Here is a 16,918-nt window from a genome sequence, read left to right as displayed (position 1 = left end):
AAGGTTAACCCCACACTGTCACCCTGACACCGGAAGGGTCCCGGAACTATACAAATAATGATTGTATTGGCGTACAGTTCCTGCTCCTTCGGTGCAGCATGACATAGTCTGTGGTTGGACATCTGTACAGAGTCTTCTTAATCATTCAAAATTGAAATGAATTCAGTAGGGATTTTCAGAAAAATATTTCACCCACACTGTGAGTTATCCGTTAAGCGATTCAATTTCTATAAAGATTCCACCCCCGCTGGGACTTACTCAAAACAAACATTTCACCTTCCGCAGGAAGCCCTTTAGCCCCCGGCTCATTTCTTTGGCGGAAAAATGGATAGAATGCCGTCGACTTGCGCGATGGGATTGCTAAAATAATTGAACCCCTCTAGGGTTCTTTTCTTGCTAAGATTCTGCATTTTTAGTAAATCAAGGAACATTCATCCTTCCGCAGGAAGTCCTTTAGCCTCCGGCTCATTTCCTTGGCGGAAAGAAGGAAAGAATGCCGATGCCCTGTCCGATGGGATTGCTAAAATAATTGAACCCCTCTAGGGTTCTTTTCTTGCTAAGATTCTGCATTGTTAGTAAATCAAGGAACATTCATTCTTCCGGAGGAAGCACTTTAGCCTCCGGCTCATTTCCTTGGCGGAAAGATGGAAAGAATGCCGATGCCTCGTGCGATGGGATTGGCCTTGGAATGCTTTCAAAAAATTCTCCATCTAAGGGGAGAATTTTGAAGGAAGATATTCCCGACAACAAGGCATTCTATCCATGTGCGAAGGACAGTGCGAAAAGCCACCTTAAATGGGCCGAAGCGTTTTGGTTACTTTTGCGCTTCAAAAGTAACAATGAGATCGATAATCCTTAAATGAGCCAAAGGTTTTACGGATTCGAGTTGTATTTGGTATCCCTGAGCTCCTTCGTCGGTTTGGTACTTTTGGGCTTCAAAAGTAACGAAGATTAAACTTTCGCATTCAGCTGCAAAAAATGTGAAATTTCGTCAATTTCAAAGAACAACCGACAAACAGGGCCGTTTGTAAGGACCTAGTTCTAAATAATGATTAGAGCAACTAGATTTCTTGCATATCCCTTGCTTGAGTTGCAATTTAAAACTTTAACCCAAAAGAAAAGCAACACTCAATATTATGTTTTCTATAAGAAAACAGTTGATCATTAATATTCCCTTCTTTTCCTATTTCGAGCAACATCACCCGGATGTATTCCAAAAAACTCCTTATAAGCACTGGTAAAATTGGAAGGCTTTTGATAGCCAACTTGCATGGCAATTTCTTTCAACAATAAATTCTTTTGGGTAAGAAGTTCATGCGCCTTTTGCATCCTTATCCGTTGTGTATAGGCATGGATGGTACTGTTAAAGGTCTTCTTAAAATTAGTTTTGAGCTTTGTCTCGTTCAGACCAACCATCCCTGCTAAGTCCTTTATGGTTGGTGGTTGGATATATTGATTCTCCAAAATGTTTTTCGCTTCTTCTATTTTTTCAAAATCCGCATCATGCATGGCCGGTCTTGCCAATTGTTCTGAATGCAAACTGGCTTGCTGTTCCAATTGCAGCATCAGCAATTCAGCAATCTTTATTTCGAGACATAGACGATGGAAAGAACCCTTTCGACTACAGTTACGAACCTTCTCGATTATCTGTTTCATATCAAGGCTCAATGGCGCAAAATCTAAAGCTAAACTAATTCTCTCCCCCTCCATAACGGCCTTTATCAGATCATCCTGATTGCTGTAGTTATGAGGGATAATGCGATGGCTGAACTCCGGAGAAAGAACGACGATAAAGGAATTAAGCATTAAAGCAGGTTCATAGATTATCTTTAAATTATTGGCATTAAAAATCTCGAATTTATGTTCCCCTCTTTGTAACTTTAGACCAGGGTCATGACTGCTCACCATGTCCATGATCCTTACATCGCCCTCAAGATGAAAAACAATGAGCAACACATTATCCTTGAAAGACAAGTTTGCAGTAGCCCGCTGAGAAAGATGAGAATGGACATCTATAAGGATCAGTCCATCCGTATGGAAGAGCCTAAATAGGCCGTCTGAAAGCTCCTCATTGCCCAATAGCAGTTCTTTCAGCTCAGACCCTAGGTCGTAAACATCATTAACAACGATGCTGGCTTTTTCAGCCCCTTTCCGATCGGTCCATATCAATTCCATCAGCAATAGCGGTTACTAAAAACTTCTATTTTGGGCACTTTTAATTCCATTTTGGGCACTCAAAAAATCTCACTTTAGATATCTTTGTAAAGATAATTTATATTTAGTATAAATCTAAATAACATCATGCGTTCGGTTGCTTATTACAATTGAATGAAGATTATCAGGATACGAGTCGGAATAATTTATATGCTAGGAATTTTTAGGTGCTGCTTTCTATTGGTAATGATGAATACAATATGTCAAATAGTTTATGGAAACATATCCATCTCTCAAAAGCAATTCTTGATCGAAGGAAAAGTACTGACCAATGACAAAGAACCCATTCCTAATGTAAGTATCATTTTAAAAACCGACCATAAGATCTCGACCAGATCGGACGCCCAAGGGTCCTTCAAACTCAGCCTGCCCGAAGGAAGCCATACCCTCGTTTTTAGCCACCAATCCTACCAATCTTTTGAAGGAATCTTTAGGATAGCTGGAAATGAAAGTAACAAGCATTCTTACGACATCTATTTGAAAGAAAAACGGATAGAGATCCAAGAAGTAGACATTAAGGGAAAAAAGATATTATCCGCTGCCCCATCACTCAAAACCATCAAACTGGAACATAAGCAGATTGCAGGGGGAACTTCAGTGGCTGTGATGACTCCTGAGGTGCAGCGTCTGGAAACCATTAAGGATGCCTTGAAATATGAGCCAGGAGTGGTCATACAAGAGTTTTTTGGAGCCAATGACCAACCTCGCTTGAGCATACGTGGGTCGGGCATCCAAAGCAATCCCCAACGCCGGGGTGTATATCTATTGCAAGATGGCATCCCCATTAATTTTGCTGATGGTTCCTTTATCATCGGTGTAATGGATCCAGCTATTACCGAATCGATTGAAACTTTCAAAGGCGCCAATGCCCTCCGCTATGGAGCAGCAACGCTTGGAGGTGCCGTTAATTTCAATTCCCATACCGGTCGATTTACTAAGGGATTACAGGCAAAAGTCGAAGGTGGATCTTTTGCATATACGCAGGGCAATTTGATGGCAGGCAACCATTGGGGAAAGTCAGACGCCTTCCTTTCAGTCTCTGGAAGCCGTCAAGATGGTTTTCGTCAGCACAATAACAATAGAAAGATGAATGTAGCCGGCAATTTCGGCCATCGTTTTTCCAACAATATTGACAGTCGTATTTTCCTCAATTATTCATATATCAATTTCGATGTACCGGGTCCTCTTACCATTCAAATGCTTTTGGAGGACCCTTCACAAATCAACAAAGGAATTGCCTTGCCCTATTTTATGGGGCCCAATATCGAACGCGACAAGCCGGGACGTGAGGCTGAAGTATTACGGATTGCCAACCGAACTGCCTTCCGCATTTCAGCGAATACCGATATTACTGTTTAGGCTTATTATCAGCTTATCAAAGATCGTTTTGTCTTTCCCATTGTATTATCAACCCAAAGATCAACGGGAACTGATGGAGGAATCAGCATTCAAGCTGAGCATAGGATGGATAAAGGTAGACTCATGGTCGGTTTCCTAGAAAGCCATGGCAATATCGACCGCAGAGGGCATATCAATGTCAATGGATTGGATTCCTACATGTTCAGCAAGGACAAGCTGAATGCAGTAAACCTCACGTTTTACACGGAATATCAACATCGTTTTAATGAACGCTTCCAGCTGATTGCTAATATTCAAGCGGTCAATAACGAACGGAACAGCGAAGATGTATTCCCAGATCCCGAATTACGTCCTTGGTACAGCCATACATCGCACAAATATCGCTATTTCCACTCCTACAGCCAATCGCTAGACCAACAGTTTAGATCTGTCAACCCACGGATTGGCGCAATTTACAATGCCGGTCGGAACATGGATATCCAGTTTTTTGGCAATGTCAGCACAAGCTACGAGCCCCCAACCTTCGATGAACTGGTTGGGACAAAAGTAACAGCCAACATCAATACCAGTCCGAAAGAGTTCTTTGCTATCAAATTGGACAAACAATCTTCTACCACTGTAGAAATTGGCACAAGGCATGAGAACACTCGTTACAGCTGGAATATCTCCCTATACCGTTCTTGGGTAAAGAATGAACTGCTGGAAGTGAAGGATTTTGTGCTTGGGGTGAAGCAAACCAAGAACTATCCCCAGACTATACACCAAGGGATTGAGTTTGCAGCAATGGGCATTCCTTTCCAAGGAATCCTCTATCCAAAGGATCAAATTTCGGTGAAAGGGATGTACACCTACAGTGACTTTTTCTTTTCTGCGGGAGATTACGAAGGCAAAAAACTGGCTGGCGTTCCACCCCATTACCTCACCGCCGCCATTGAATATAAAAATCCGGGCAAGTTCTTTGTATCGCTAAATGCCGAAAGCCAACCCCTAAAAAGTCCGATTGACCATACGAATACAGTCTTTCAAAAACCGTTTACCATCCTTGGCATGCGTGCAGGGATTGATAGCTGGAAAAACTTTTCATTCTACGTAGAAGGCAAGAACATCCTGAACAGATATTATGCTTCGAGCTACATCATCAGCGACCAGATCTTGCTCCCCCCTATTCCGTTCCCCGAATTTACGGTGGACAATGTGGCGTTTTTCATGCCGGGGCAGACTAGGGCTTTTTATGCAGGACTCACTTATAAATTTTAAGATAGAAGTAAAACAAAGAGGGCAGGATTCATAACCCTAAGCTCTCCAAACTCAATACAAAAAATGTCAATAGAAGAAAAATTAAATGAAAAACAAGGACACTGGATACTTGCCAAGGTAGGTAAGAAAGTGTTGCGTCCCGGTGGTCGTGAACTTACGAAAAAACTGATGGACAATATGGACATCAACTCCGCAGACGATGTCGTGGAGTTTGCTCCAGGTCTCGGCTTTACAGCTTCGATTGCATGTGCAAAAAAACCAAACAGCTATACCGGGGTGGACAACAATCAACAAGCTGCAGAATTAGCCCGTAAGAACGTAAAATACGATAAGGTTAAGTTCATTGTCGCAGATGCTTCCGATACGACGATCCCTTCGGGATATGCATCAAAAGTCTACGGCGAGGCGATGTTGACCATGCAACCGCTGGAACATAAAAAAGCGATCATAAAAGAAGCTTCACGCCTTTTGAAACCCGGTGGCTACTACGGTATCCATGAACTGGGCCTTCAACCAGAAAATATCAGTGAAGAAATAAAACAGAGCGTGTACAAAGACCTCAGCTCCAATATCCGTGTGCATGCGCGCCCATTGACCATCTCTGAATGGAGCCAATTGCTGGTCGATGAAGGCTTTGAAATTGTCAAAGTAGACAGCAATGCCATGGCGCTCTTGGAGCCAAAGCGGGTACTAGCCGATGAAGGCCTATTCCGGACCATGAAAATCATCTTCAATGTATTGACGCATGGCGACCTAAGAAAACGAATCCTTCAGATGCGCCAAACATTCAAGAAGCATAAGAATGACATCAATGCCGTTGCCATTGTTGCTCGAAAAAAGATCTAGAAATGAAGGCATTTGGTTTCATAGGGATGATGTTGATGCTGCTTTGCGGGTGTTCAGGCGACGATTATTTATCGCCTGACCTGAACGACCCTAGCTTAATGCCCGATAGATCTGATTACTTAAGCAAAGACTATGGGACGCAGGCCTTGGCAAAGGAAATCTTCGAGGCATATACGGGCTATAAAAACGACAGCGTACTGATAAAAATGATCATGTACGACGATGCTACACGCAAGCAGCCATTGCTGACTTTTACCGAACAAAAATGGCCCATTAATATGCGTTGGCTAGCCAACGGAGCTTTAGAATTTGGTTATAGGAATTTCCAGACCGAAATGATGCCGCTTAAAATGACGGCCAACATCAATGTCCTACTGGAACTGAACAGCACAAAAGACACGATCTGGCTGAGGGGAACCGATGGAAAGATCCGAACTGCAGAAGCTTCAGGCCAAGCTATCGGAACGCCTCTGCCGCAAAGTGATGACGCCGAACTACAGGGTTATTACGTCCGAAGCAACAAGAAACTTAGTGCCCTGCTGGACCTCATGTTGCCCATTCCCATTAAAGCCCATATAACGGGCTCTAAATAAATTAGAAATCCATGTTTACAACTAGCATAATTAGAAAACTAACTTACTTCTTATTCTTTTTGCTCAGCGGGTTGATGCTCTTCTCTTGTAGCAAGGAGGATGAAGATACCGGTGGCAGTACCCTGATCAAACAATATGGTCTGACAGGTCAATACCGATTTCAAGTTATTCCAACTATGATGGGGACCATTCCCATTGCAACCGGCACCGTCGATGGCATAGTTTCCGATGAAGGCAATGGAGTATTGAGACTCCGTTTCAATGGCTTCCGCGCTAATCCCATGCCCTTTGAGATGAGTGTAGATGCCAGCTTTACCATTTCAGAAACTGCAAAAGGACTGTTGGTACAAAATGTAGAGGGCAAAAGCTTCTTTGATGCAGACCCTCCTGCTGGCGGGGCTGATCCCGATGTAGATCCTGGATTTGAAATCCCTGAGGAAGCCCTAAAGAAAGGCTTGCACAGCAATGGCAAGTCCAAGCTGACCGGTACAATCGATAAGAACCCCAACGGATCAGGTGCAATGCAATATGACCTTAAACTGGATCCCGCGGTGTCACTACCAGTAGTGGTGATCATCAAATCTGTCCAAAAACTGAATTAAACCCATATAACAAGCTCACATACTAGCTGATACGACATCAAAAATATTTATTTATCATTCAAAAATCCATCATTATGAGCGCAAACCAATCTACAGGAGCAACCTCCCTAACAGGCATATTCCAAGTAAAAGTATTCTTTGACCCCATGGGTGATTTATTCACCAACCTAGCAAAAGGGCTATTAAACCCTGATGGGTATCATTTTATTAAATTTTCCGCCAAAACATCCGAAATAACAAAAGTAGAATTCTGCGATGCCAACGGTAATATTAGTGGTCTGAACCCCGGAAATCCACCTTCATCTTATGGCGATTTCGACTATGCCTTAACCAAGCATTATTGGAAAAATCAAATGCCCATGGCCTTAGCTTTGCAGGATGTTAGCTTTACGTTCAACCAAGCTACAGGAAATATAAGCCAGGGAAATCCCCTGAAAGCATTGGCAAGAAGAAACGGAAATCCTGGAAGCAGCATCCCTCCTTTTATCAATCCGAGTCAGGATTCTGATGGTTCTGCGGCAATTATTACCACTACTGGCAACTCTGCCCAGGCCTTTTCCATTCGGATAAAATTAGGTTTCCAAATCCCTTTTCAAATCGTATTGACAAAAATCTAATTCCATAGTAATCCAATTCCTAATGGCTATGCGCAGAATACTAAGCTTTTTGTTGACCGCACTGCTTTTATTGGCTTCCTGTAACAAGGAAGAATTCCCAATAAACTCTTCCTTTTTCACTATCGCAGAAAATGACAGCAAAACCCTTGTTTACGAGGGTAAAAAGGCTGGCGATTTCGAGCATGCAGCTGATCAAATGGACTGGTCCGGCATCAAGAAACTTATCCTAAAAGGACATATCAACAATAAAGATATAGGCATCATCAAGCGCTACATAGCCGAGACATTTGATGGCGAGCTAAGGGAACTGGATTTTCGAGACGCCGAAGTTTTTGAAGGCCAATTCATCAATTCCCCTTTCCACAAGCTGAAAAACCTGGAATATTTCGTTTATCCAAAAAAGATCAAAAGCACCGGCGATAATGTCATGTCCGAATCCTTCTGGGTCCGGGAGATTATTATTCCGCAGGATGTAGAAATCATTGGGGATAGAACCTTCGAAATCGTTAGCTTCAGGATAGATTTTCAAGGAACTGGACAGGTGTTCCCCATAGACATTCCGTACATGGCAAAGGAAAGATATCAATTACCCAAAACGGTAAAAGAAATCGGGGAATTTGCCTACAGATACTATCCTTATCAGGAACTTTCCCTACCCGAATCCGTTGAAACAATAAAGCGAGGCTGTTTTGCGAACAGCAAACTGACCAGCTTTACTTTCCCAAAAAAGATAACGGCAGTGCCCGATGAATGCTTTTTCCTAAGCAATGATCTGGAAAGCATAAACCTGCCCGAAGGATTGATATCCATTGGATCCGCAGCGTTTGAAGGCACGAAAATACAGGAATTGCTGATGCCTGATGGGGTAAACCAAGTTGGAGAGGGGTTCCTTTCCGGAATCAAACTAAAGAAAATCAAATGGTCCCAAAGCCTGACCGAATTAAGTGTGCGAGCCATGCGTGGAAGTCAATTGGATGAACTCCATATACCCGACCAGATCACAAAAATCGGAGAAAGCTGCTTTTACCAAAGTACCATCAAGCGAATATGGTTCCATCAAAACATTTCCAGTCTGGGTCTAGGCTTTATCAATGGAATGAGCAATCTTGAAGAAGTGCATATTACCTGGGCCATACCGCCAGCAGCAAATAGCTTATTCAACGATATCCTCATCAGTCCATTGGGAAAACCTGAATACAACAAAAGCCCTGATTTTGAAAAGGTGAAACTTTTCGTCCCCAAAGGGACTTCCATCGCCTATAAAAATGCAGCGGGCTGGAAAAATTTCAAACAGATCATAGAGGAATAGGTATGCTCAGAAATAATCGAAATATGACCCTTCCCCTACTTGTTATAGTAGTGCATCTGTTTACCAGCAACGCTCTTTATGCACAGGATGATGGTTTTAATAGGTTTACCGTAAAGCTCTTTGGCGGATATGCCAGGACCAATGAAAGCAGTCATCTGCAAAAAGTCGGCGGAATCTATGAGTTGAACAATTCTCCCTCCGCAGGCTTTGGCATTGCCTGGTTCCTTACACCTTCTTGGTCTACCGAAGTCAGCGCCTCTACTGGCAACTACCGAATGTCCATGAAAAACGGCGACTACTCCAGCATGAAGGTATTGCGAGATGAGATTACCTTAGGTAGGGTTTGGTTGGCACCGATTAGCCTTTCCATTCGCTATCATTTCAATCGATGGAATAAAATAAAACCATACCTCGCCGCAGGACGAAGCTTTTTATTATTTGACCAAGAAGATCCAGGATGGGCAGCCGATGCTGTGGAATACCATAGCCGTTCAGCATTGCACCTCGGCCTGGGACTCGACTATCACCTCCATGAAAGTTGGTTTCTGCAACTGGATCTCAAACATTTCTTGGCAAACCGAGCAAAGGTCAACCCTGATTTCACAAAATCGGTAGGCTGGAAACTCAACGGTCAGCTAAAACCTGACCCAACACAAATGACAATTGGAATTGGATACCGCTTTTAAAAATATTATTAACAAAAATTAAATGATCATGAACAGAAGACAATTTAGTAGCCGTTTATTTGTAGGAGCCTTTACCCTGATGACCTTGGGCATCGCTTCATGCAACGAAAATAAAGATGAAGTTACAGTAACTCCAGTGGTACCAAAAACCGATGCAGAAATCCTAGCAGAGCTCAAAGAAGAACTGCGGACCAGCATGAAATATAATAGTAGCTATAAAGAGCTACAATATAGTTCCAATTTAAACCCTGATTTTAAAGCAGCAAAAGACTTTAGTGAATCCCTTAAATCAATTCAATGGGACAACAATGAGAATAAATACATGGCTTCAAACCTTGTAATCGATAAAAAAGCCAAGCTCTACTTTTCTGTAGGTGGAAGCTACTACTTCTTCGAAAACTTCGGCCTGAAGAAAGAAAACGATCTCTATACCATAACAGCCAAATTAGAGGACATGTTCCAGATTACACAGGAAGGCACCACAACAAAGCCAACAGGTATGGGTTTTTCAATGTCTGCAACCTATAACGTCAAAACTGGTAAAACCATCCAAATATTAGAAGCCATGGCCAATGAAACTGTCATAATGGTCATTGCTTCCGTATGGGTACAGGATAAAAGCATAACCAAACCCACCAAGTCTCCTGTAGGTAAAGATCCTAATGATTTTATTGATTTTTAATGATAAGATCATTAAATTATATCGGACAAATCAATAAGTGCTCCTTATGCAACAGACAATACAGATGCTAAGCGTATAGGCATCATACAATCTATCAGCCTTTCCAACAAGAAGAATCCTTTTGTTGGAAAGGTTATTATAAAAAGAAAAACATAAAATAATATGGCAACAATAGAAACAGGTTTTGTTTTTTCACTAAAGGAAAGAATAGAATATTCAAAAAACAGTGTGGTAAGCCAACAGGTTATCAAAAGCAAGGCTGGCAATATTACCCTATTCGCATTTGACAAAGACGAACAACTCAGCGAACATTCCGCTCCCTTTGATGCTGCACTACAAGTATTGGATGGCGAAGCCCTGATCCATATCGCCCGTGAACCCCATGTGGTCAAGGAAGGCGAAATGATCATCCTACCAGCAAACATCCCCCACGAAGTATATGCCACAACAGCATTCAAAATGATGCTGACCATGATCAAGGGCTAAGGGAATTAAGGTGGGTATATTGAGTGGAAATCTAAAGCTTTCTAAAACTCCTTGGGAATTGAACTAAGGAGTTTTTTGTTAATGGCAGGGATGCAAATGAAGTGGACGACTAAGTTTAAGGATAATGGTATGTATAAGGACAGCCCTATTTCCAGGTTTTTAGTGATAGATGATAAAAAGATAACTATCGTCCTGCGCTTTCTGAAAGCCAAAGAATGATTCAATTTGATGGTCCTTTACCAGGACATAGATCGGCGGATAATCCGCAAAGGACAATTTATAGATATCTGGATAACGTTTCGGATTAAATCTCAAAAACTTTGCCTTATCTTCTTCCTTGAACTCTTCATATCCAACCAACTTAATATTATCACTGAGCATGTTTTCCTTAAATGCAGCAATAAAGGGTTCATGAGTTCCCTTTTGGAAATATTCCACGGAATTGACTGCATCCTCATAGTTGGAATCTACATAAACCACATACTTATCGACGATTTCATCTGACCATTTTTGACCTTCAAATATTTCCTTATAGAAAGTTTTGATGAGTTGTTTGGCTGAATTGCTTTCTTGGGAAAAGGAAGGTGAATGGAGCATGAAAACCATGGTTAGTGCTGTGATAAGTGCTTTCATAAAATTTATTTTAGAGTATGTAAATTTTATATAAATCATTTTTACAGATTATGAAGGTTCTATAAACTGTTTGCTCTGCAGAATTTTCTAATCAGAATATAATCAATTTTTAGGAAATAAACATATAAAATAATCTAATTAGATAAGTTATAAATCGAATTATCTATTGTATATTTTCTAATATCAATATTTTCAGTTTGCCTATATCTGGCATTATTTAAAGGACCTTTTTCCCATCTTTTTGGATAAACGTCACGGTCACTACGTTTAAACATTTGAAATTTACCATCTTCAAAAACAATTTTAATGGAATCAATTATAGGATCTTTTTCTAAGCTATCATCTACTAAGAGAGAATCCTTTTTATTGATTTTGTAGCGATAAATATATTTATTATCCTTATCTCTTCCATACTTTCTGTCATACCTTATTAATTCTAAATCAAGATCAGTGTCATTCGAATATCGGTAAAATCGATTTGGAAAAGGTGTTTCTATAATTATACAGGAGGTTAAAAGAAAGATAATTAAAATAGGAAAAAAATTTTTCATCGTTAGTCAATTAAAAATATATTAAAAGTTCATTAATGTGAGCATCTATCACAGCCCCCGTCTATGAAATGGATTTTCTTGTCTTTCCCAACAGAAAATGCTCTATTGCTATTGGGATCATGGTGATCCTCCTCGGGGAGGATCTCTTGCTTAAAAGGAGTTAGGGTAAACATTAAGAAAGTATTTTAAATATTTTTCTCAAAAATAGAAAATTTATCTAATTAAAACATATTGTGCAATATGAAGTATTGGTTAAATGTTTTTAAAAAAAAATCCTTTCGTTCTATTATACGATATGTTTAAGGTTTATTTTATCGGTATTGGGGCCGAGTTTATCCATGAAACCCCTATACAGGTTATGTAATTAAGAGATGGAATATTTTGTTCATGCTGAGAATGAAAAATTTAGATAAAATTTATTGGATGCTGATGACAGGATGTTGGAAATGAAAATTAATTAACTCTTTTATTTTTTAAATATAGAACCCCATTTGGGGTTCCATTATTTTAGCTGACATGGCACGTTAGCCTAAAAGTCGCGCAAAAACGATGTTCGATTAATCGAACATCGTTTTTGCATTAGCCCTATATTGTTTACCATCCATGCTAAAATAATTCTGCCCTTCTAGGGCAGTAGGACGCCAAAAGAGAGATTCATCAGGGAAATAAATATGGGTCTAAATACCTAGAAACACAGTTCTACAAAATGTCATTGCTAGGAACGAAGAATCTTGGTGCTATTCAGAAAATGATATCAGAATCATACATAAAACAACATCATTAGCGAACAGGTCCTTGATCTTCGATCAAGGATGACAAGGAAGTATTGAGAAATTTACGTACAGAATCTTCACTAATCGTTCAGAATTGGATATTCTTGAGATGGATTCAGAGCACAGCGAAGAATCTATTTTTGATATTATTTAGGATATGCTGTCATTCAGCTATCGTAAGATTAGGAAACTATTTCAAATGTTTGTGGATAGTTCTGAGACCCTTCGGGGCTTCCCTCAGGGTGACACAAAAAAGGTATAGAAAAATATTTCACCCACGCTTTGGGTTATCCGTTTTGCAATCCAATTTTCCTACAAATATTTCACCCCTCCCAGGGGTTTTCAGTGCGTTGTTTTATTATATCAGATCACGAGCCACGGATTTGCGAGAGTGGCAGATAAAAAGCGAGAACTTTCAATTTGCACAAACCTTCTATATTTCCCTTAACGCGCCATTTCGCAAAACCGATGTTATGTGAATGCCTTATTATTTTCAATTTTGTAGATTAGTATAATATTGGATTCATCAAAATCAAATTCATTTACGAATTGTAGGCCTATTTTTTCTAATACTTTTATTGACGCAATATTATTTTTCATGGCTCTTCCTATAATTGTTTTTAGATTCAGTTTTTCAATTCCATATTCAACACAAGCTTTTGCACTTTCTGTAGCATAACCTTTGTTCCACTTTTCTTCAAAAAATCTAAAGCCAATATCTGTTTCGTTTTTTCCCTTATCATATTTAAGACCGCACCAGCCTAAAAATTCTTCGTTTTCCTTTTCAATTACCGCCCATCTTCCAAAACCATTCAATTCATAATCTTGATAATTTAATAAGAATTGTTTTGCTTCTTCGATATTTTTAAATGCAGAATTTCCTGTATACCTTATAACGTTTGGATTTAGATTCAAGTTATAGAAATCCTCGGAATCTTGAATATTAAGTTCTCGCAAATAAAGACGATCTGTTTTTAAAATTATTTTCATTGGAGTGTGTGGAATGGCTTTCACATTAGGGTTTACGGCTTGGCGAAAGTGGAATTTTTAGCACAAAAGTTCAAAAGAAATCCTAAAGTTGAACCTTGTACAAATGCTCAGTCGAAGCACTTTAGTCCTGCTGTTGGCAATACCTTGTTACAAGCTGCCGTTCTATTATTCGTCATCATCTTCAATTTTTGTTCGTGTCCATTTCCCGCCTATAAATTCTCTTATTGCATGTTCTCCGTAGTCAAGATTGAAAACTTCATTAAGTGTTTCGTCCTTAATTGTCATTTGCTCCAATGCAACAAGTTTAATGTCTTCGGGCATTTGGTCGCCTGTCAGGAACTGCCAATCTCCGTCATTGTCGTGTATGACGTGAAGAATAGGTTTCCCAAGTTCTAACCATTGTCTTGTCGTAAAAATGCCAAGATTTTTTGCTTCTCTGTATTTGAAATCAGCATTTCGGTCAAGTAATGGTTGTCTATTTTCAAATTCTACTTCGTAATCTTTGTCCCAAGGGAATTTGTTATTTCTGTCTGTCCATACAAGTTGAATTGCAGGAAAGTCAGTCGTGTTATAATAAGTTATTGCGTGACCGAAGTAGTCAGAAATATTTCGGTTATCAACTTTCAAAAATTGAGTTTCGCTATTTTCAAAAAAGTCGTCATAATTTTTGCCGACTTGAATTTTTCGTCCTGCTTTTGCAATCTCTCCCGCATCATTGAGTATTAAATGCAAAGTCTTTGTCGTTAAGCCGAAAGATATAATTTCTGGATGCTTATAGTTTTTCCAAAGTCCAACCGTGTAAGCAAAAGAAGGCAAATAGTCAGTCGCTTCTATTAACAAAACTGTCCAGCCGAATTTTTCAATGTCAGTAGAAAATTTCTTGTCGTCAATACAGTTATGTTCTTGGTCTGTCGTCATACGGTTGCTTGTAACATCTGTTTTAACGAAACGAATATACGGAAAACTTCGCTTAACCAACCCTATATACGTGTTTCGTTATTTGACTTTTCTTTCTACATAAGATATTGATATATTTGTATTTAAAAAATAAAACCGCACAAATATCGAAACAAAATATTATAAAATACTATTTCCCTGATATGAATAGCGAAATCATACTTGAAACCTTCGAAAAGAGATTGCTGATGCAGAGATATGCTGGCAATACCATTAGATCGTACAAGGATTACGCTAGTATATTTCTTAAACATGTTAGCAAATATCCCTCCCTTGAAGAAATTCCACTGTCAGATATTGAGGCGTTTATAAACGAAAAAGTTCAAAATGGGAAAATTAGTGTTTCCTATCAAAAAGGATTAGTGGGCGCAATCAAGAAGATGTACGAACTGATATTGGACAAAAAAATCCAACTGTATTACTTATACCCGAAACGCTCATTTTCTAAATTACCTAAATTCTTTTCAAAAGAAGAAGTAAGAAATATTCTCGATAACACTCAAAATCTAAAACACAAGGCTATTCTGATGACAATCTATAGTTGTGGACTACGTCTTAGCGAACTGTTGAATCTCAAAATCAAAGACATAAAATCTTCCGATGGAATTATCAGAATCCATCAAAGCAAAGGTAATAAAGATCGGATTGTATCATTACCAGACAAATTGCTGGCGACTTTGAGACATTATTATCAAGCATTCAAGCCAAAGGAGTACCTCTTCGAAGGTGAGAGGGGTGGCAAGTATAGCGAACGAAGTGTACAGTTGATTCTGAAAAAAGCATTGATCAAAGCAAATGTTCAGTCGGAAGGCTCTGTACATACATTGCGACATTCTTATGCCACACATTTAATACAATCAGGTATCGATATCCGAATTGTAAAAGAGTTATTGGGTCATGAAAATATAAAAACGACTATGATCTACACTCATATCACTGACATAGACAAGCAAAAGACTCCTAGCCCTCTTGATTTTTTATAAGAATAAGATGAACTTTTCACGCTCTATAGAAACAAGCATTATGCTCCAATCATTCTTTAAGAAGGGTTATTCTTCTAGCTTAACTTAACTTTGCTTAGGTTATTGAATAATCAATATTCAGATATAATTTGTCCGAAATGTGTCCGAAAAAAAAGAAAAAACCACTGATTATCAGTGGATTTTGTCGGGGTGGCAGGATGGCTTCAGCCCCTCACACCCCAAACACTCCCCTGAAGCTCCTTCGGATCGAACCACGGTTCGAACCTGCCACACCCGGACACAAAAAAAGCCCGACCTAAGTCGAGCTTTTTTTAGTCGTCCTGTCGGGACAATTTTCGAACCATTTTTTAGCCGATTTGAAGATTTTGGTATCTGAAGATCGTGTTACTTTGAATCGAAACAATTATTAAAAATTGAGCAACATGCTAATCTTCTCCATCCATTTTGTTTATTAAACCTTCTTTCAACGAATCGAGAAACTTGGTTGGGTTCTTTTTTCTATTTTTTAATTCTAAATAGGTATGGTAAAATTCTCCTAGCTCAATATTGAAGAATTGTTCAAAACAAGTTGAAATAGTTTTTATTTCGATATTGCCGTTATTGATAGCTAGTCGGGTATGTAGTGCGTAAATTAGCTCAATCAAGTCAGTTTTATTAGCTGTCCAATTTAGAGACATCATATTTTGACCTTGATTGATGAAGTCGCCTGCACTCGCTAAATTGTAAAGTTGTTTTTCTATATATAGATGAATTAAATCATTTGCGATAATTTTAGCTATCTTATAATCATGTGATGTTGCAAAACTATGATCAGTTTCAAAATAGTAAGTATCTAAACTCAGTTTGATGTTATATTCACCCCGTAAAAAATACTTATCGTCAAGATGTGTACTGTTTGTTCTATAATATTTATATAACTCTACATTTTTGTCGTAATATCTTTTAAGGTCAGATATTTGTTCATTATAGTAATTCTCTTTAATCTGCTTCCCACCGTACGGCATTTTTGCTTCAATTTTATAGATAGCATTATAATAGATGAGCTTAGATACAATACTTGGTTTCTGAACCTTAAAAAACAGAATTTCCTGAGATGAATTTTTAAAGCCGTTTTCATGAACAAATTCTTTTAACTTATTCAATTTTTTTACAACTAGTTCGATGCATTGTTCATAAAATACCAACGTACCTTGAGCCTCAAGTGTTAAGGCACTTAATTCTTCCTCCAAGATTTGAATTGTCTCATTATAATAATTATCCATAAGTTGCCTAATTAACATCTGAGTCTCTTTGTTAAAAAAAATCCAGACACCATCCAATAGCTGGATATGTCTGGATTTTCTTCAATATCGAAAATTGGACTAATCTATCTATGTGGTT

Annotated in this window: 17 protein-coding genes; 11 read left to right on the top strand and 6 right to left on the bottom strand. The window is 39.1% G+C overall.

The genetic code is table 11. The features are described from left to right. Nucleotides 1–1,164: 1,164 nt before the first annotated feature. A complete protein-coding gene (locus ACWICE_RS07630) occupies nucleotides 1,165–2,175 on the bottom strand; it encodes a helix-turn-helix transcriptional regulator (protein WP_454298014.1) in 1,011 nt (336 codons plus the stop codon). Nucleotides 2,176–2,400: 225 nt separating this feature from the next. On the opposite strand from ACWICE_RS07630, the gene ACWICE_RS07625 reads away from it, so the two are divergent. From ACWICE_RS07625 to ACWICE_RS07580, 10 genes are all read left to right on the top strand, one after another. Further along, nucleotides 2,401–3,573, top strand: coding sequence for a carboxypeptidase-like regulatory domain-containing protein (locus ACWICE_RS07625; RefSeq protein ID WP_454298013.1), 1,173 nt, complete (start codon nucleotides 2,401–2,403; stop codon nucleotides 3,571–3,573). Between the two features lie 105 nt (nucleotides 3,574–3,678). After that, the gene (locus tag ACWICE_RS07620; protein ID WP_454298012.1) at nucleotides 3,679–4,830 is read left to right on the top strand and encodes a TonB-dependent receptor domain-containing protein; all 1,152 of its coding nucleotides are present in this window, start codon (nucleotides 3,679–3,681) and stop codon (nucleotides 4,828–4,830) included. 63 nt (nucleotides 4,831–4,893) lie between these two features. Further along, nucleotides 4,894–5,676 (top strand): class I SAM-dependent methyltransferase, encoded by a 783-nt coding sequence (locus ACWICE_RS07615; protein ID WP_185218695.1) that lies wholly within the window; start codon nucleotides 4,894–4,896, stop codon nucleotides 5,674–5,676. Between the two features lie 2 nt (nucleotides 5,677–5,678). Next, the gene (locus ACWICE_RS07610) at nucleotides 5,679–6,269 is read left to right on the top strand and encodes a hypothetical protein (RefSeq protein WP_454298011.1); all 591 of its coding nucleotides are present in this window, start codon (nucleotides 5,679–5,681) and stop codon (nucleotides 6,267–6,269) included. Nucleotides 6,270–6,280: 11 nt separating this feature from the next. After that, nucleotides 6,281–6,871 carry a hypothetical protein gene (locus ACWICE_RS07605; RefSeq protein WP_454298010.1) on the top strand — a complete coding sequence of 197 codons (591 nt, stop codon included), beginning with the start codon at nucleotides 6,281–6,283 and terminating at the stop codon, nucleotides 6,869–6,871. 74 nt (nucleotides 6,872–6,945) lie between these two features. After that, nucleotides 6,946–7,488 (top strand): hypothetical protein, encoded by a 543-nt coding sequence (locus ACWICE_RS07600; protein WP_454298009.1) that lies wholly within the window; start codon nucleotides 6,946–6,948, stop codon nucleotides 7,486–7,488. Between the two features lie 28 nt (nucleotides 7,489–7,516). After that, entirely contained in the window at nucleotides 7,517–8,797 is a 1,281-nt protein-coding gene (locus tag ACWICE_RS07595) for a leucine-rich repeat domain-containing protein (protein WP_454298008.1), read from the top strand. Between the two features lie 2 nt (nucleotides 8,798–8,799). Further along, nucleotides 8,800–9,483, top strand: a complete 684-nt coding sequence (locus ACWICE_RS07590; RefSeq protein ID WP_454298007.1) for an OmpW/AlkL family protein — start codon at nucleotides 8,800–8,802, stop codon at nucleotides 9,481–9,483. A 28-nt stretch (nucleotides 9,484–9,511) separates the two neighbouring features. After that, on the top strand, nucleotides 9,512–10,165 hold the full coding sequence (locus tag ACWICE_RS07585) for a hypothetical protein (RefSeq protein WP_454298006.1): 654 nt from the start codon (nucleotides 9,512–9,514) through the stop codon (nucleotides 10,163–10,165). Between the two features lie 162 nt (nucleotides 10,166–10,327). Then, entirely contained in the window at nucleotides 10,328–10,651 is a 324-nt protein-coding gene (locus tag ACWICE_RS07580; protein WP_093094949.1) for a cupin domain-containing protein, read from the top strand. 159 nt (nucleotides 10,652–10,810) lie between these two features. On the opposite strand, the gene ACWICE_RS07575 is transcribed toward ACWICE_RS07580, so the two are convergent. From ACWICE_RS07575 to ACWICE_RS07560, 4 genes are all read right to left on the bottom strand, one after another. Further along, nucleotides 10,811–11,284, bottom strand: a complete 474-nt coding sequence (locus ACWICE_RS07575) for a hypothetical protein (RefSeq protein WP_454298005.1) — start codon at nucleotides 11,282–11,284, stop codon at nucleotides 10,811–10,813. Nucleotides 11,285–11,418: 134 nt separating this feature from the next. After that, entirely contained in the window at nucleotides 11,419–11,835 is a 417-nt protein-coding gene (locus ACWICE_RS07570; protein WP_454298004.1) for a hypothetical protein, read from the bottom strand. A gap of 1,244 nt (nucleotides 11,836–13,079) precedes the next feature. Beyond that, nucleotides 13,080–13,622, bottom strand: coding sequence for a GNAT family N-acetyltransferase (locus tag ACWICE_RS07565; RefSeq protein ID WP_454298003.1), 543 nt, complete (start codon nucleotides 13,620–13,622; stop codon nucleotides 13,080–13,082). Nucleotides 13,623–13,763: 141 nt separating this feature from the next. After that, nucleotides 13,764–14,516 (bottom strand): DUF4262 domain-containing protein, encoded by a 753-nt coding sequence (locus tag ACWICE_RS07560; RefSeq protein WP_185213549.1) that lies wholly within the window; start codon nucleotides 14,514–14,516, stop codon nucleotides 13,764–13,766. Between the two features lie 182 nt (nucleotides 14,517–14,698). Between ACWICE_RS07560 and ACWICE_RS07555 the strand changes: the two genes are divergently transcribed. Continuing rightward, complete coding sequence (locus ACWICE_RS07555) at nucleotides 14,699–15,538, top strand: tyrosine-type recombinase/integrase (protein WP_185269625.1); 840 nt, start codon at nucleotides 14,699–14,701, stop codon at nucleotides 15,536–15,538. Between the two features lie 425 nt (nucleotides 15,539–15,963). Here ACWICE_RS07555 and ACWICE_RS07550 read toward each other — a convergent pair whose 3' ends face one another. Continuing rightward, complete coding sequence (locus ACWICE_RS07550; RefSeq protein ID WP_454298002.1) at nucleotides 15,964–16,800, bottom strand: RteC domain-containing protein; 837 nt, start codon at nucleotides 16,798–16,800, stop codon at nucleotides 15,964–15,966. Nucleotides 16,801–16,918: the final 118 nt, after the last annotated feature.

It is taken from the genome of Sphingobacterium sp. NPDC055346 (assembly GCF_053645235.1).
Note: the sequence above shows the minus strand (reverse complement) of the source record. Positions and strands in the feature narration are given on the sequence as shown.

Excerpts from the sequence above, each read along its gene's own strand:
- ACWICE_RS07590 (WP_454298007.1), top strand. The coding sequence starts at position 8,800 with ATGCTCAGAAATAATCGAAATATGACCCTTCCCCTACTTGTTATAGTA.
- ACWICE_RS07600 (WP_454298009.1), top strand. The coding sequence starts at position 6,946 with ATGAGCGCAAACCAATCTACAGGAGCAACCTCCCTAACAGGCATATTC.
- ACWICE_RS07630 (WP_454298014.1), bottom strand. The coding sequence starts at position 2,175 with ATGGAATTGATATGGACCGATCGGAAAGGGGCTGAAAAAGCCAGCATC.
- ACWICE_RS07595 (WP_454298008.1), top strand. The coding sequence starts at position 7,517 with ATGCGCAGAATACTAAGCTTTTTGTTGACCGCACTGCTTTTATTGGCT.
- ACWICE_RS07605 (WP_454298010.1), top strand. The coding sequence starts at position 6,281 with ATGTTTACAACTAGCATAATTAGAAAACTAACTTACTTCTTATTCTTT.
- ACWICE_RS07625 (WP_454298013.1), top strand. The coding sequence starts at position 2,401 with ATGATGAATACAATATGTCAAATAGTTTATGGAAACATATCCATCTCT.
- ACWICE_RS07555 (WP_185269625.1), top strand. The coding sequence starts at position 14,699 with ATGAATAGCGAAATCATACTTGAAACCTTCGAAAAGAGATTGCTGATG.
- ACWICE_RS07585 (WP_454298006.1), top strand. The coding sequence starts at position 9,512 with ATGAACAGAAGACAATTTAGTAGCCGTTTATTTGTAGGAGCCTTTACC.
- ACWICE_RS07580 (WP_093094949.1), top strand. The coding sequence starts at position 10,328 with ATGGCAACAATAGAAACAGGTTTTGTTTTTTCACTAAAGGAAAGAATA.
- ACWICE_RS07620 (WP_454298012.1), top strand. The coding sequence starts at position 3,679 with ATGGATAAAGGTAGACTCATGGTCGGTTTCCTAGAAAGCCATGGCAAT.
- ACWICE_RS07550 (WP_454298002.1), bottom strand. The coding sequence starts at position 16,800 with ATGGATAATTATTATAATGAGACAATTCAAATCTTGGAGGAAGAATTA.
- ACWICE_RS07575 (WP_454298005.1), bottom strand. The coding sequence starts at position 11,284 with ATGAAAGCACTTATCACAGCACTAACCATGGTTTTCATGCTCCATTCA.
- ACWICE_RS07610 (WP_454298011.1), top strand. The coding sequence starts at position 5,679 with ATGAAGGCATTTGGTTTCATAGGGATGATGTTGATGCTGCTTTGCGGG.
- ACWICE_RS07570 (WP_454298004.1), bottom strand. The coding sequence starts at position 11,835 with ATGAAAAATTTTTTTCCTATTTTAATTATCTTTCTTTTAACCTCCTGT.
- ACWICE_RS07560 (WP_185213549.1), bottom strand. The coding sequence starts at position 14,516 with ATGACGACAGACCAAGAACATAACTGTATTGACGACAAGAAATTTTCT.
- ACWICE_RS07615 (WP_185218695.1), top strand. The coding sequence starts at position 4,894 with ATGTCAATAGAAGAAAAATTAAATGAAAAACAAGGACACTGGATACTT.